Genomic DNA, 15,122 nt, shown 5'->3' on the forward strand with positions numbered 1-15,122 from the left:
CATCAACTTCAGGGTTCTCTGCCAGCAGCAGGTTTGTCGTAAGATAGTCATTGGTGTATGTGAAACCAAAAGCCGCTTGAACAGCAACTCGACCATTCTTCAGCAAGCTGCCTTGGCAGTGCTTGAGCGCTCTCGTCAGCGTCCCACTCCTGAGCAGGTGGTTCAGGCACTGTTAGCTGTAGAAAAAGCGAACAAGCAGCAAAAAATTCGTTACTCCTTGAACGATATTACGGGTGACTGGCGGCTTTGCTTCATCACAGGTACTCGCAAAACTCGGCAGCGGGCTGGAGTCGTGCTAGGAGCAGGTCGCTACGTACCATCTTTGATCACGATCTCTCTAGCTTATGCCGCATCCCCTTTAGCTGCATCTCCTTCAACTGCGACAGATAACGCGTCCTACAGTACATCTTTTGAGACAGGTAACGTCACCAACCGAGTTCACCTGGGTCAGCTTCAAATGGCACTGTCAGGCCCAACTAAGCTGTTGAGCAAAAACAACATCTTGGCGTTTGACTTCACAAGAATCACTTTGCAACTGTCTAAATTCTCCCTATATCAGGGTACAGTTCGCGGTGGAGAAACCAGTGAAGCCAAGTTCTATGCGGCGAGTGTGGGGGTGGAGAAGCAAGCTTTTTTCAACTACTTCTTAGTGCAAGAAGATATCATTGCAGCCAGAGGTCGAGGTGGGGGACTGGCTCTGTGGGGACGACAAGCATGAAGTCCTCTTTCATTACTTTTCTGTTGCTACTCGTGTTGTCACTCTTCCCTGTTTCACCAGTAGAGGCAAAATCGTTTTGTCGTTTGCTCAGCGATCGCACCATCTGTATTCTTAGCATTCAACGCAGCGCCAAGAATTATTGGGAATACAGAGCCGCTGTGAGTGTGAATGGAGTCGCTAGACCGATTGAGATCTATAACTGTCGCGATCGCCTGCGAGTTCGTCAAAATGGAAAAGTAGTGCCATTTAAGCCGGAAGGGGTAGGAGAAGTAATTTGTAGTCTCATGCAACGATGAGAATGGAATCAGCGACATGAGGCGTGTAGGAGCACAATCAATGAACGACCAATTTTTGCTATCTGCCAATCACTGGCAAGATTGGGCGACAGTACTAGGTTACTTAGCCTTTACTCTCTTCATCGTCTGGCGTGTGCTTAGTCCTCGGTAGCCAGCGATCGCTTTCATGGGTTTTGCTCAGCAGGTACGGGATTCCCATCTCTTCTACGCTAATCCACCCTGTTTCTTAACTTAAAGGAAATATAGACTGGGAGAGCATTCAGTTTGGTGAAGCGATTCTCGTCTCTGTCCTATCACTCAAGTTACTAACCCACGTTGCTCCAGGAACTTCCCTATGCCTACCAGAGAAGACATCTTACAGAACTTTAATCCCAATGATATTGGCCTTGACAACGGTAACTTGTTGGGTCTCCCTTTCAACTACGAATCTGCCCAAACCATCGTATTCGGTGTGCCCTGGGAAGTGACGGTCTCGTATGGTGCGGGTACAGCCGCAGGCCCTCAGCGCGTCCTAGAAGCTTCTCGCCAACTAGATATCTACGATTTCGATCATCCAGAGGGTTGGCAGCAGGGCATCTTTATGGCTCCAATTCCAGAACATATTCAGCAGAAAAATGAGAGTCTACGGCAGGATGCCACTCGCATCATTGCCCACATGGAACAAGGAAGGCAGATTGAAGCTGATCCAGACTTGGCAGACCTACTGCAAACCGTGAATCAGGAATGTGAAGCGGTAAACCAATGGCTCTTTGAGCAAGCTAAAGCAGCGATGGCGCAAGGAAAGCAGGTCGCAGTGATTGGCGGCGATCACAGCGTTCCCTTGGGCTGCATTCAGGCCTTGGCTGAGCGTTATTCAGAGTTTGGCATCCTCCACATTGATGCTCATGCTGATTTACGCCAAGCCTATGAAGGGTTTCAGTACTCTCATGCCTCCATTATGTTTAATGCCCTAAAAGTGCCTCAAGTCTCAAAGCTGGTTCAAGTAGGGATTCGTGACTTCTGCCATGATGAAGTCAGTTTAATTCAGCAGTCAGGCGGGCGAGTCTCCACCTACTACGACCCTCTACTGAAGCAAAAGCTTTATGCAGGCGTGCCTTGGCTAGAACTCTGCAAGCAAATGGTGGCCGAGCTTCCCCAACACGTTTACATTAGCTTTGATGCTGATGGCTTAGACCCCAAACTTTGTCCTCATACCGGAACTCCAGTGCCCGGTGGGCTGGAATTAGAGCAGGCGTTTTGCTTGTTCCGTGAAGTGGTCAATAGCGGTCGGAAAATTATTGGTTTTGATGTGTGTGAAGTAGGGGATGATGAATGGGATGGCAATGTTGGCGCTAGAGCTGTTTATAAGCTTTGTAACTTGATGGCCTTATCACGATCTGCTCTGGCTACCTCAGTGTGGGCTTAATGCTAGTTGGTCAAGAAATTTAACTGATTGAGCATACTAAGGCAAGCTTTGATTTTGCCACCTATTTTGAACCAGGGGGTGCGGGGGTTGCCTTTCTAGACAGGATAAACCCCGACAACCTGTTCAAGCATCAAAAAGGATTGCTGTAGCAAAGAACATATAATCCAAAGCCCCACTCAGCGAGAGGGTACAGTGAGGTTTTGCCATTCAACCTTACCAGCATGGACTTTGACCGTCTCAATAGGGATATCCTCGGGAAGTAATGTCGTGAGAACCTCATCATTTAGGGATGTCAGCACAGCCAATCGATTCGCTTGTTGCTCGATGCTCTTCTCAAACAGATTACGCGCGACTCTAGCATTGCCAAACGTTGAGTTTCGGTTCGCATAAAGCTCTGCAAACATCGTTTGTAGTTTATCTCGCGTGGATGGAGTCAAGTGAAAATGACTTTTGCCACACATCTTTTCAAAGATGGCAAGCAGTTCCTCCGGTTTATAGTGGTTGAAGTAAAAATAGCGATTGAAACGAGATTTCAAGCCAGGATTAGATTCAATAAAAGTGGTCATTTCGTCGGTGTAGCCTGCCACAATAATTACTAGGCGATCGCGGTAGTCTTCCATGCGTTTCAGCAAAATATCGATCGCTTCCTGACCAAAGTCACGTCCTGCTTCTTTAGGCACTAGGGCATAAGCTTCATCAATAAATAGAACGCCATCCAGCGCTGAGTTAATTAATTCATCTACTTTCTGAGCCGTTTGGCCGACATAACCCGCGACTAAACCTGTGCGATCGGTTTCTATCAAATGTCCTTTTTTCAGAAATCCCAGGCCGTGATAAATCCGCCCCATCAAGCGCGCCACGGTAGTTTTGCCAGTTCCCGGTGGCCCACAAAACACCGCATGGAGTGATACCGAAGTTTGAGCTAAACCCCGCTCAGCTCGGACTTTCTGGATTTTGAGAAAGTTGGTCAGGGTTTTCACTTCTTCTTTAATATTTTCCATTCCAGTCAAATCATTGAGTTCCGCTAGCGCTTGCTCTAAAATCTCTTCTGGCTGCTCTGGGGCGGGAGTCGCAGCAGCTTGTGGCGCTACTCCAGAGTTTGTACCAGGATTTGATGTGGGACTTGGTCTGGTGGGAGCAATCTGAGAGACAGCTTGTAATCCTGCTTGATAACTCTCTAGTTTCTGATAGGAATGGAGCAGTTGCCAAATCAGAGACAAAGATTCCAAATCTTGTAAATCCACCGTGTCATCTGCTTTGATGATGGCTTGGGCAAATTTGTAGATGGCATTGATCACATCTCCTAAATAATTGGTGCCTTTTTCCTCATCTAGTTGATTCAAAATTGAGGGTAATATCAACTGCTCAGGTTTTTGGTCTTTGGTGAAATCTAAAAGAAGCTGCAACGTGATTTTTTGATACTGCAACTGCACTTCCGAGGAAGCTTCCCAAAGATTAACAGCAGCATTGAGTTTCTCTGCATCTTGCTTAACCAGAGCATAAACCACTAGATAGGCCATTAGTTCAGCAGAGCTTAACTTCCCAGTGCTACGGCCACAGAGCTGCACAATTTTGGCTAAATCTATCAAGATTGCATCGGCAAATCTAGCATCTACGCTTAGCAGTGGCGAGAGAGACTTATAGAGCAGATTAGCCTCTTTTCGCAGCAGTCTAAAATTCACAAAGTGTTTGAAATCCACAAAAGGCTCCTCTGTTGGCGATCGCGGGGCAGCTAGCAACGCTTCATGCTGCTGAATTTTAATCTGTTTGGCTTTGGGCGTCAGCATCATTGAGAGCGAATATCGCTCTGTTCTGAATTCGTTCACCGTTAAATCTCACCCGGTTGGATGATCTATTTGGGTCGTGACACCACCTAACAATCTTGCCTATTCTAGATGCATCAGTTAATCATCCAAGCTAATTCAGCGAATATTCATCCTTAGGAGGCACTTATGCTACATCATCTTTCTGTTTCCGTTAAAAATCCTCAGCACGTTGCTAGCGTCTTAGCAGAAGTTCTCCAGGGTCGGATGATGCCATTCCCTCCTAACCCTGGCAGCTACATTGTCTTCGCCGCTGATGAATTCGGGACTGGAATTGAGCTGTATCCTTTGGGAAGTGAACTAATTCCCGATGCCTGGGAAGGGCAGGCAGGCTTCCAACTCAACGAACAGCAGTCTTCTCAATACACGCCTGTCCATGCTGCTTTTTCTGTATCCCTCAGCTTAGAAGAGATCGAACGCATTGGTGAGCGGGAAGGCTGGCGGGTGCTTCCAGCCAACCGAGATGGCTTGTTTGACGTGGTTGAGTTTTGGGTAGAAAACCGCTTGATGCTGGAATTCTTCACACCTGCGATGGCCCAAAAGTATATGGATGTTTTTAGCCCAGCAGGCATCGAACAGGCTGCCCAGCAATTTGTCACGACCGCAGAAGCCCGTCGATAATAAGTTTTTCTCAGGCGATCGCGTCTCGGTAGAAGGTCTGCATCTCCGCAAACCATTGCTGGCGTGAGTCATCCCAGCTATAAAACATATGTCCACCTTGGAAATGTTTTAGTGTCAAGTTGGGGCGAATCTCAGGGTCAAGTTTCATCAAATCTGCCAGATGGTTTGAGGCAAAGTAAGGAGTGACCAAATCAAAAAATCCGTGGGTGATATACACCTGCATATAAGGATTCAGTGTCATTCCTATACGCAAATCATCTACTGCACCAATAAATCCTTGTTTCAGTTCTCCTTTGAGATCAAACTGCCAAGCCTTAAAGGTTTCCATATTCAGGAGGTGGTAGGTCAAATCTGTTTCCAGACCCAAGGTATCGCGCAAGTGGCTGTTGATTGCTCCTGTAAACAGGCGATCAAGTCCATCTAGCGTCGGGTCAATCCCTTGATAAACGGTGCGATCGGGGAAGGGATCGATCGCGGTGATTGAGGCATCATACAACCCCACAATCCGCTGGCGATCGCGCAACAGTTCTCTCGAAAAAACTTCAATATCAACCCGCCCAGCCTGTCTCTCTACCAAAGACAGCGGCAACCCAATCAAATTGGCGATCTGTTGATAGGCTGATTGGCGTTCCTCAGAAGTTAGCGCATTTCCCATCGCCAGTAGTGGAATCAGCGTCCTACGGGCAAAGAGTTCGGCTACGGCCATATGGGCAGATAGATCTCCGGGTTCTCCAGCCCACTGAGCGCGTCCATGATGAGCTGCTGCCGCGGCCAGGGAAGGTAGCAATGTGGCCCAAGAAGTGAGATTGTAATCATTTCCACCCAGCAAGCTGAATTCTAAGGCGGGAGAGATTAAAATCGCTCCGGAAAGACCGATGCCAAACTCCTGTTGCAGCTTGCGAGCCAACTTAGCAACCCGGAAGCCACCATAACTTTCCCCTGCAATAAAGATAGGGGATAGCCAGCGTTTGTGGCGCGAGAGAAATCTTTGGATAAACTCTCCCAATGCCTTTAAATCCCGCTCCACTTCCCAGAACTCTACTTCCTTGGGTTTCTCCGATTCCGTGCTGCTAGCTGTCTCACTCGATTTGTCCTGCTGATTTTTGTCAGCTGGCAAACTACGGCTAAATCCCGTTCCGATCGGATCAATAAACACCAAATCTGTAAAACTGAGCCAACTTTCGAGGTTGTCGACCAATCGCACCGGAGGTTTCGGCAAGCCACCATTGGCATCAAAATAGATCCGTTTTGGCCCTAGCGCACCCATGTGGAGATAGGCAGAAGCAGCCCCGGGTCCACCATTAAACACAAAAGTTAGGGGACGAGTCGTTGCTTCATCTGTTTCAGCTAGATAGGCAACGTGGAACATTTCTGCCACAGGCTTTTCTTGTTCAAACAGCGTTTGCCACTCCGCTGAGGCGGTATAGCGAATCCGGCGATCGCTCAGCGTCAGGGCATGTTCGGTGATACTGGATTTGCGAGCTACGGGGGAATTAGGAGTGTCAGACATAAGTTCAGGTTGGGCAACAGCTTAGATGGAGGTAGTTCTTAAACTAACATTCAGAATAATTCCTGAAAATCGGCAATCATCACTGCCTCAAGTATCAAGAGAAAGATCAGACTAACCCAGGAAAGCCGGTTGCATAACTGGCTTGGATGACGTTGCCGTCTAAGCCTTAGGGCTATGCTACAAATCTGTAGAATTGCAGCCAGGAGCAACAACCCTAGTAGCCATAGAAATCCAGGACCAGGACCATAAAGCAAAAAGCCAGTGAAGTCCAGCGGTCTGACTCCCGGTGCCATCCCTAAGAGAATGAGGGAAAGAATCAGTAGACTGCCAACTAGAGCCAGCAGCCAAAACAAAATCCTAATAATTAGATTCATAGGCTAAGTAGCACGTTATCTAGCAGCGCAACGATAGAGTTGGTAAGGCACACCAATACGATGGTAGTTTTCTTCATCGCGATCGCAAGCCACCGTTTCCCCTCCTGAATTAGCTTGGCTTGGTAACCTCAGCTGCTCTGGAAATTCTCTTTGCCTCAAACCACTGCCAACAATCCACAAATTAGGTGGAGTGGAGACAGGCGGTTGCACGTTGGCTAAATTCTGCCAAAGCTGGTTGTAGGTGGGTTGGCGGCTCAAGAAACCAAAGGAGATGTTTTGATTGAGTGCTGGAGAAGTGAGCGATCGCCGATGCACTTCCAAGTCGAAGCTCAACCCTAGAGCAACTTCCAAGAGTGTGTCATAACCTGTCACCACCATCAGAGGTTTAGTGGGTTCCAACATTAAATTCTGAGCTACCTGTTGCGGCTGGTAAGGTTTTTGAAAGATGAAACCCAATCCTAAAAATATACAGCTAAGGAGACCAACCACTAAAACGCTGATCTGGACTCGGTAAGCACTCCAGTAGTGAGGCCAGGACATTCTAGGAGGCAGAGAGCTGTTTTGGGATAGCTGGGTTAGGCTTGCTCCTAATAAAGCACAGACCGCTGGATAGTAGACAAAGTTGTAGCGCGGCACTACCGTAATGTCTTTGCCTAACACATAGACAATCCCCAGAAATTCTAACAGCACGCACAGAATAAAGCTGGTCAGAGTGATAGTTGCTAAATGAGTCTCTGGCTGTACCCAAAGCTGCTTCAAGCCTCGGATGGCATGGCGCATGAGCCAAATTGCAAACACCAGCATCAACAGAGCCGCTGGAATAGCGATCCAGAGTGGCTGATTCTCCACCGGGAAGGAGATCACCATGATTAGCCAAGCCGCAGGCAGTTGATAGAGCGGTGCTAGCTTGTCGAGCCAACTGGATTGAAAGGGAGATAGCCAATCGGTTTCTGGGCGGCCTGTGTGGCTGAGTAGTGTGGGTAACCAAGGGAGATAGCTCAAAGCCACTCCAGAAATAGCTAGTGCGATCGCCCCCCAGTGGTAGCGGGAGATTCTGGAGCGTTGCCAAACTGCCATCCCCACTAAGGTAACCACTTGCCCCACAAACGCCAACAAGAAAAAATAGTGGATATAGAAGCCAATGCCATTGACCAACATCCAACCGAGCCAAGGCAGCGGTCTGAGCCGTTGAGATTGCCACAAGTCTTGCTGTATCTGGACTAAACCCAACAGTGCCAGCGTAATCAGCAACATTGGCAAGGTATAGTGACGGGCCTCCTGCGAGAGATACACCGCAAAAGGAGACACCGCCATCAAAGCTGCTGCCATCAAGCCTGCCTTGGGAGCATAGGCAACGCGATTTAGTCCATAAATAGCTACGATCGCTGCAACCCCAAACAACGCCGGGAGCGATCGCAACTTCCACACCCAAGACTGGGCCAATGGGTTGATCCACTGCAACCAGCCATGCAGCAAGCAAAAGAACAGCGGCGGATGCACAGACTCAGTGCTAACAGTTTGGGCGATTTGCGGACAACTAACACCCGATTTGAGCGTGAAGACCTGATCCAGCACCGTATGTGGAAACAGCACATTTAGCGGCACATCATAGTAGCTGCGACCAAAGCTAAAAATCGCCGTAATCACTTCATCCAGCCACAGAGGTTTGGCATCCAAGTTCCAGAAGCGTAACGCTGTGCCCAACGCGATCGCCCCGACCAAAGCCAAGTAGTGTAAACGTTTCATGCGCCCAAGATCTCGTCATCCACTGAAAAGTCTACTGCCGCTGTGTCTCGACCGGAGGCGAGATAATCTTGGTGAAACGAGTCTTGCAGCCCAGAAACCAAATCGAACTTAGGTTGCCAGCTGAGTTCAGCGATCGCCTTCTGTACCGAGGCAAAGAAGTGTTGGGTCCGCAGGGGAAAGGCTTTGCGCTTACCGAAATCAAATTGCTTTGGGTCGTAGTGTACAAGTTCAACTGCATCCGCCGATTTCCCCACAGCCACTGCACAAGCACGGGCTAAGCCATCGAACGTGACATAGCGATCGCCAGAGATATTGTAAACTTGCCCGATCGCTGTCGAATTACCCAACATATTTGCCATTGCTTGAGCCAAGTCTTGCACATGCCCCAATTGCGTCAGGTGCAGACCATGACCCGGAATTGGAATCGGGCGATCGCGAACAATACGATCAAAAAACCAAGCTTCTAAGTCGTTGTAGTTTTGCGGGCCGTAGATGTAGGTGGGGCGAATTGCAGTAAAGGGCAATCCCTGCTCCGCCAGATAAGCTTCTGTTTCATGCTTTCCACGATGCCGACTTTTGGGGTCTACCACATCTCCTTCCACATGCGGCATCTGATCCGATTTCAGGTACACTCCCGCAGAACTCATGTAGACAAAATGTTGTACTTTGTCTCGGAACAGATCCGCTAACGGTTGAGTGTCGCTCAACTCTCGACCGTTGTTATCAAAGATGGCATCAAACGTCTCTGCGGCTAATTTATCTTTGAGTTGAGCAGGGTCTGTGCGATCGCCCTGAATTTGCTGCACACCCGCCACCGGAGCAGGTTTATTTCCCCGATTAAACAAAACTACTTCGTGCCCTTGCTCAACCAAAAATCGGGTCAGGTAAACCCCAACAAATCGGGTGCCACCCATAATCAGAATTCGCATACCCAAACTTCCTCACAACCCAGCTTTATTATCTCAGGACGTGAGAGGGAAGAGGTAAAAGTTAGGAGTCAGAAGCTAGGAGCCAGAAATCAAAAGTTAGTAAATAATAGTGAGGATTCAGGCTCAGGGCAATCACCGTGGAAAAGCGATCGCCCTGAGCCTGAATTTATAGCCTGCTCTATGCGTTTTGGAGTCTGCCTGTTTCAACCAGGCGATCGAGGGCAGCTTTGACATCTTGTTGGGGGTAATTGAGCTGGTAGGCAATCATTACGACACTCCAAACAGGACGCCGCCGGACTACATCAAAGACGCTTTGCTCTAAGTTAGTCATTGGAATTTCTCCTCTGCAAAACTTTGGGCTATCATTCTCCCTACGTTACCTTTGATGAGGCATTCAAAACTCCGTCAATGAGCGCAAATTTTGTCACCCAAAAAGCCTGATCACCAAGGTTAATCTACCTTAAGGAAGGAATAGGTCATAGATGGAGCTGCGTCACGGCAATTTTGCCAGAGAAACAGACATCGACATCACTACCTAGAGTGCGATCGCGTTTGGAATATTCTCCTTTGTAAATTAGGGAGTCTCCCTCAACAGCATAATCAATGGGTAGCGGTTGCTTACAGGAGCCGCAAAAAACCACTTCTGGATCAGGATCGTTAGGTTCTAAGTGAGGCAGATTGACATTCCAAAAGCTGCCGAGTTCTAGGGGGCGATCGCGCAGCTGGGTTAAAACCTGAGCAGTCCAACGAGCGGCTGTATCCCAATCCACATTACGTCGTCCTTTGCGGTAGTGAGATATAGCCACGCCTGGAATTCCATGTAATGCAGCTTCGCGCACGGCTGCTACGGTTCCAGAAATATATACATCTGCGCCCAAGTTGCCTCCAGCGTTGATCCCAGACAGGACAAATTGGACTTTGGGAAAGAGATGGCTGATCGCGACACGGACACAATCGGCAGGAGTGCCTCCGATCGCATACTCGGCGGGCGAGCGCTGCTCAATATGAATGGGAATGGTAGTTGTGACCCGATGCCCACAACCAGACCATTCTAGTTTGGGAGCGACCACGACCCCTATACCATTCACAGCTTTTTGCAAAGCTCGAATTCCAGGGGCATCAATACCATCATCATTGGTGAGAATTAGGGTCATACTGGGTTACTTGCTGAATCAGTGCAGACACAAAGGGAGCTCGCCTTATTCTAAGAGGGCGATCGCGTGATTAATCAAGCAGCTGCTCAATTAGAATGATGCTAGAGCCTGCTCCATCCTTTGAATCTGAGGCACGATGGATTTTAGTCAAGCCCTAGCTGCAAAACGAGACATCATTGTACAAACCTGGATTGAGACAGTTCGCCAGGATTTACAGATTCCGGCGGTTGACGATCTACCGCGATCGGCAATTCGGGATCATCTTCCTGATGTGCTTGTAGGCATGGTTAGCATTCTCTCCCAGACTCAAGATAATGATATTCAATCCATTGTTGAGAGAAGTTTAGAGCATGGGGTCTTACGGGCGGCTCAAGGTTTTGCACCCAATGAAATTGCTCGTGAGTATCACCTTCTACGTCGGGTCATCTTTGCTACTCTGGAAACCGATTTTCTCAAAGGAACGGTGTCGGACGTAATACGGGCATATAGCTTAATTGACACCATGATTGACGAAGCGATTACCCAGTGCTTCAACAGTTATGTGGAAGAGCGCTTGTGTGAGTTGCACCAACTCCAAAGCCAAGCAGAACTTACAAACCAGGAACTCACTCGCTTAGTGAAAGCGAATCAAGACAATCTATCCCAACTAGCTCATGAGCTAAAAAACCCCCTCAATTCCATTATTGGCTACTCAGAGTTGATGTTGCGAGCGTCTCGCAAGGTGCCAGAGACACGAGACACCACGCCCCATGTAGAGCATATTGAAACTGTCGTTCGTAATGGTAGACAGCTACTGCGACTGATCAATGATGCCCTCGAGATTTCCCGCTATGAGGCAGGCAAAATGGAGCTGCATCCAGAACCCACTGAAGTACGTTCTGTGATTAAGGATGTGGTGGAGATGCTCAGGCCTTTGGCAGATACCAAAGCTCTAGAGCTTGTGGTTGATTGCGATCGCGCCCCTGCAACGGTGTATACAGATTCTCTACGCTTACAGCAAATTGTTACCAATCTCCTGAGTAATGCAATTCGCTACACCAAATCAGGCACGATTCGGCTCTCCTGTGAGACTTTAGGCGATCGCCAATGGTTGTTGGCAGTTAAAGACACCGGAATCGGAATTACCCCAGAAGAGCAGTCATTGGTTTTTGATCCCTTTTACCGCGCTGAGAACAACGAGGTGCATGTGCCAGATAGTACTGGATTAGGCTTAGCGATCGTCTCCCAACTCGTCAATCTCATGCAAGGAAAAATTGAGCTGAAGTCTCAGCTGGGAGTAGGCTCTAGCTTTACAGTGACTTTGCCTCTAAAAATTCAAGCTTAGGGAGCATAAGGTCTATATTTAAGAATTGCTTTTTCCATGGAGCGCAAAAAAGCAACTCTCTACTAACCCTCGAAAAGTGGCTACTGCGAAGGACTCATTGTGTCTTTCAAACGTAAAAACGCATTAATCCTAGCCATTAACTCGTCATAGTCAATCGGTTTGCGGATGAAGTCATTGGCTCCCAAGTCTAATCCTGCCGGAGCACTGGCACTCTCAGACGCGGTAATCAAAATCACTGGGATGAACGGTAAGCTTTTATTTTGCCGGATGCGCCGGGTTAGTTCATAACCATCCATACCAGGCATCATGGCATCGATCAGGGCTAAGGCAGGAGGTGACGCTTCTAAAAGAGCTAGAGCAGATTTACCATTTCTGGCACTATCAACTTCAAATCCTTCTTCAATCAAAATTGCTTCTAAAAGAGACAAATTATCGGGCATGTCATCAACAATTAAAATGCGTTTGGCTGGGGGGTGAGCTTGAGTAGGAGACATAAAACTATTTTTTAGGTGGAGGTGTTATGGCCCTTCATATTAGTGATTGAAGGGTTAACTTACCTCCGTCTTAAGGTGATCCCAACTACTAAACACCTCAAACCAAAACCATTTTAGGCCGACACCAGATCTGTAGCGATCGCCCTCAGTTGACCTCGCTTGGCCCTTCATTCCAGCTACTCAGCTCGCTAAGGATAGAGAGGTAAGCTTAAACCTGAGGTAACTCGAAAGCTTAAGAAAGAGGATGCTGAAGGTATAGTTTCCAGCTCCCCTGCTCCTAGCCCTAGACTCAGCAAACCAGTGATGACCGCTGCTAGCAAGAGTTTTTCTGCCATTGCAGTAGCCCCTCAGCTCAATTTCATATCTTAAAGATACTCCTTTAAGTCGATGACAGAAATCCTCCAAGTAAATGACCCAACTGGGTGAGTCGAGAGCATTGAAGCGATCGCGCCTAACGAAACAAAAAAACACCCACCTTCTATGCCAAATTTAGGCCCAATGAATAGTTTTTTCTACTAAAAATAGCAGCCATTCGTTATAGAAATATTTGTAGGCAGGGAGCAGAGATGGAGAGCGATCGCCAGCAAAATTAGACTGCGATGAACCATAACTAATAAATTAGAGTTTTCTAACTATAAAAGCCCCAGTAATTCCCAGGGCTTTTATAGTTAGAACTTCAACAGATGCATGCTTCAAGCCTAACGGTTTTTATGGCTGTTCCGACCGCCTTCACGCCCAATTTCCGCCATGTGATCGCGGTCTTGGCTGACTGTTTCGCCACCTTTGCGCCCAGCTTCTCTAGCTTCTTCAGGGCTAAACTCATGAGCAGTGCCTTTCTCGTGTGCAGCCTTGCCACCCATGCTAGCAATCTCACGTTGCTTGCTTTCGTCCATGGAGGCAAAACCCTGTTTCCCTTTCTCTTCCTTCTTTTTATTTGCCATAGAAAGACTCCTTGCTTCAGCGACTATTAAACTTTGTTGAAACCCAAAATCATTACAAGTGATTCACTTGTTGTCTCTAGCCTAAAAAAACAGATGTACCGCTTCCTCCGACTAAGGATTGATAATTAAGAATTAAAAGAGAAAATTTTTCCTTCTAATGACGGAGAGCCATAATCTAGCCCTTTAGACATAGAATTTAGCGTAAATCTAGCTCATTCAAGGTTATAGTAGCCAAGCATGAAAAGCTCACAGAATAAATGTAGTAGCAGTTCTTAATAGATTTTTTAATCAAGAACTTCCAGAAATTTTGATTAAAAAGTTGCGATCGCTCTTGCTCCTCCAAATCGCTAATTTTCTGATTCACTCGCTCACGGATTCCGTCTGCATTCTTTAATCTCTGTAACAATTGTTCATAATTCGTCTAAGCGGTGTATCGTGAAAACATTGGTTTAGAGATACGTGCGTATGAGACACTTCCTCATTAACATTCGCTGTTGGAGTGGTTTGCTTCAACGCCTGGTCCTATGCCTAGCGGTAGTTATGTTGGCTGTGCAGTTGGTGGCCTCACCTGCTAGTGCCACTGGAATTTATGAGATGCCTAGCTCGCCGCCACAAACGCTGCTTTTGGACCAAGCTGATGTCATCAGTCGCCTCAACGAAGGCAAAATTACTAAAGAATTAGAAGATTTATCGCAGCAAACTGGGAACGAAGTTCATTTGGTCGTGATCCGTCGCCTTGACTACGATGAAAGCCCAGAAGGGTTTACCAATAAGCTGTTTGAGAAGTGGTTTCCTACCCCTGAGGCCCAAGCCAAGCAAACTCTTTTGGTGCTAGATAAAGTGACGAATCAGGCGGCAATCCGCACGGGTGACCAGGTAAAAGCGGTGATGTCGGATGCGATCGCGACTAGTGTGGCCCAGGAAACATTGCTGGTGCCGTTGGTGCAGGGTGACAACTATAACCAGGCGTTTTTGGATGTGAGCGATCGCTTGGTAGCGGTGCTTTCGGGTCGGCCTGATCCGGGTCCACCTCAAGTTGTGGACAATGTACGGGTGGAAGGAACATTCGCCACGGCGGAGAAAACCGAGCAGGAGCGAGGCAATTCTTTGGTTTGGGTGGTTGGTTTGTTGGTTGCTGCCACCGTGATTCCAATGGCGACTTACTATTTCTACTTATTTTTACAGTCTCGGGCATAGAACCGAGCCTTGGGGGCACTCGCCCCCAAACCCCCGCTGAGGGACGGTTGCGTTCCCCAGACCCCCTCCAAACGAGCCTAGCTGTTAGCGTTTCGAGTTCTTGGGTTGCTACTTCTTAATCTCTGGCTCCTAGTTCCTGGCTTCTAATTCCTCACCTTTCACTCCCTTCATCCTTCTCTAGTCCTGCACATATTCCTCTCCGGAGAGCATGGCGGTTTCAGCTCGGACGAATTCTCGGCCTAGGTAGGCGGCGTGATCGAGCTTGGTGACGAGGCTGGGTTCTTTGGACTCAAAGAGTTGGATGCAGAGTTCTTTGGCACTTCTGGCACTGTAGATTTTGGTGTGAGTGCGTTCTACTTTTCCCCGAACTGGGATGACTTCGCCTGTTTCTGGATCAACGGCTAACCCGCGATCGTTGATGGTGTTGGTGTAGTGCTTGGCGCAAATTTGGTTGGTTTCGCGATCGATGTAGATGATGAAGTAGCCGCCTGGATCGAGGTCGATATAGCGGTTGGATAATTTGTTGTCGAGGACGGTAACTGCTTCAACAATTGGATTCATGGGAATGCGATCTCTGGACAATTTCTCTG

15 protein-coding genes are annotated in these 15,122 nt (G+C 48.0%); 6 read left to right on the forward strand and 9 right to left on the reverse strand.

Going from position 1 to position 15,122, the window contains the following annotated elements:
* Positions 1-76: 76 nt before the first annotated feature.
* The 3 genes from H6F90_RS02390 to H6F90_RS02400 all read left to right on the forward strand — a co-directional run bounded on the left by H6F90_RS02390 (position 77) and on the right by H6F90_RS02400 (position 2,419).
* Positions 77-718: a hypothetical protein gene (locus tag H6F90_RS02390; protein WP_242024293.1), complete on the forward strand. Its 642-nt coding sequence runs from the start codon at positions 77-79 to the stop codon at positions 716-718.
* Complete coding sequence (locus tag H6F90_RS02395; RefSeq protein WP_190549909.1) at positions 715-1,014, forward strand: hypothetical protein; 300 nt, start codon at positions 715-717, stop codon at positions 1,012-1,014. Before H6F90_RS02390 ends, H6F90_RS02395 begins: the two co-directional genes overlap by 4 nt.
* A gap of 334 nt (positions 1,015-1,348) precedes the next feature.
* Positions 1,349-2,419, forward strand: a complete 1,071-nt coding sequence (locus H6F90_RS02400; protein WP_190440093.1) for an agmatinase family protein — start codon at positions 1,349-1,351, stop codon at positions 2,417-2,419.
* Positions 2,420-2,595: 176 nt separating this feature from the next.
* Here H6F90_RS02400 and H6F90_RS31350 read toward each other — a convergent pair whose 3' ends face one another.
* The gene (locus H6F90_RS31350) at positions 2,596-4,245 is read right to left on the reverse strand and encodes an AAA family ATPase (protein ID WP_199295668.1); all 1,650 of its coding nucleotides are present in this window, start codon (positions 4,243-4,245) and stop codon (positions 2,596-2,598) included.
* A gap of 126 nt (positions 4,246-4,371) precedes the next feature.
* On the opposite strand from H6F90_RS31350, the gene H6F90_RS02410 reads away from it, so the two are divergent.
* Positions 4,372-4,863 carry a hypothetical protein gene (locus H6F90_RS02410; RefSeq protein ID WP_190440090.1) on the forward strand — a complete coding sequence of 164 codons (492 nt, stop codon included), beginning with the start codon at positions 4,372-4,374 and terminating at the stop codon, positions 4,861-4,863.
* A 10-nt stretch (positions 4,864-4,873) separates the two neighbouring features.
* On the opposite strand, the gene H6F90_RS02415 is transcribed toward H6F90_RS02410, so the two are convergent.
* The 5 genes from H6F90_RS02415 to surE form a co-directional block, all read right to left on the reverse strand.
* A complete protein-coding gene (locus H6F90_RS02415; RefSeq protein WP_190549910.1) occupies positions 4,874-6,373 on the reverse strand; it encodes a S10 family peptidase in 1,500 nt (499 codons plus the stop codon).
* Between the two features lie 389 nt (positions 6,374-6,762).
* Positions 6,763-8,493 (reverse strand): glycosyltransferase family 39 protein, encoded by a 1,731-nt coding sequence (locus H6F90_RS02420; protein ID WP_190549911.1) that lies wholly within the window; start codon positions 8,491-8,493, stop codon positions 6,763-6,765.
* Positions 8,490-9,422, reverse strand: a complete 933-nt coding sequence (locus H6F90_RS02425; RefSeq protein ID WP_190549912.1) for an NAD-dependent epimerase/dehydratase family protein — start codon at positions 9,420-9,422, stop codon at positions 8,490-8,492. The genes H6F90_RS02420 and H6F90_RS02425 overlap by 4 nt, the downstream gene beginning before the upstream one ends.
* Before the next feature lie 178 nt (positions 9,423-9,600).
* Positions 9,601-9,753: a hypothetical protein gene (locus H6F90_RS02430; RefSeq protein WP_190440076.1), complete on the reverse strand. Its 153-nt coding sequence runs from the start codon at positions 9,751-9,753 to the stop codon at positions 9,601-9,603.
* 145 nt (positions 9,754-9,898) lie between these two features.
* Positions 9,899-10,576 carry a 5'/3'-nucleotidase SurE gene (surE, locus tag H6F90_RS02435; protein WP_190549913.1) on the reverse strand — a complete coding sequence of 226 codons (678 nt, stop codon included), beginning with the start codon at positions 10,574-10,576 and terminating at the stop codon, positions 9,899-9,901.
* Between the two features lie 136 nt (positions 10,577-10,712).
* On the opposite strand from surE, the gene H6F90_RS02440 reads away from it, so the two are divergent.
* Positions 10,713-11,900 carry a HAMP domain-containing sensor histidine kinase gene (locus H6F90_RS02440; protein WP_190549914.1) on the forward strand — a complete coding sequence of 396 codons (1,188 nt, stop codon included), beginning with the start codon at positions 10,713-10,715 and terminating at the stop codon, positions 11,898-11,900.
* 80 nt (positions 11,901-11,980) lie between these two features.
* On the opposite strand, the gene H6F90_RS02445 is transcribed toward H6F90_RS02440, so the two are convergent.
* Positions 11,981-12,394 (reverse strand): response regulator transcription factor, encoded by a 414-nt coding sequence (locus tag H6F90_RS02445; protein ID WP_190549915.1) that lies wholly within the window; start codon positions 12,392-12,394, stop codon positions 11,981-11,983.
* A gap of 698 nt (positions 12,395-13,092) precedes the next feature.
* Complete coding sequence (locus tag H6F90_RS02450) at positions 13,093-13,335, reverse strand: KGG domain-containing protein (protein WP_190440066.1); 243 nt, start codon at positions 13,333-13,335, stop codon at positions 13,093-13,095.
* 540 nt (positions 13,336-13,875) lie between these two features.
* Between H6F90_RS02450 and psb32 the strand changes: the two genes are divergently transcribed.
* Positions 13,876-14,532 carry a photosystem II repair protein Psb32 gene (psb32, locus tag H6F90_RS02455; protein WP_242024294.1) on the forward strand — a complete coding sequence of 219 codons (657 nt, stop codon included), beginning with the start codon at positions 13,876-13,878 and terminating at the stop codon, positions 14,530-14,532.
* A gap of 177 nt (positions 14,533-14,709) precedes the next feature.
* Here psb32 and H6F90_RS02460 read toward each other — a convergent pair whose 3' ends face one another.
* Positions 14,710-15,093, reverse strand: a complete 384-nt coding sequence (locus H6F90_RS02460) for a DUF4346 domain-containing protein (protein ID WP_190549917.1) — start codon at positions 15,091-15,093, stop codon at positions 14,710-14,712.
* Between the last annotated feature and the right edge of the window lie 29 nt (positions 15,094-15,122).

It is taken from the genome of Trichocoleus sp. FACHB-591 (genome assembly GCF_014695845.1).
GTDB lineage: Bacteria > Cyanobacteriota > Cyanobacteriia > FACHB-46 > FACHB-46 > Trichocoleus.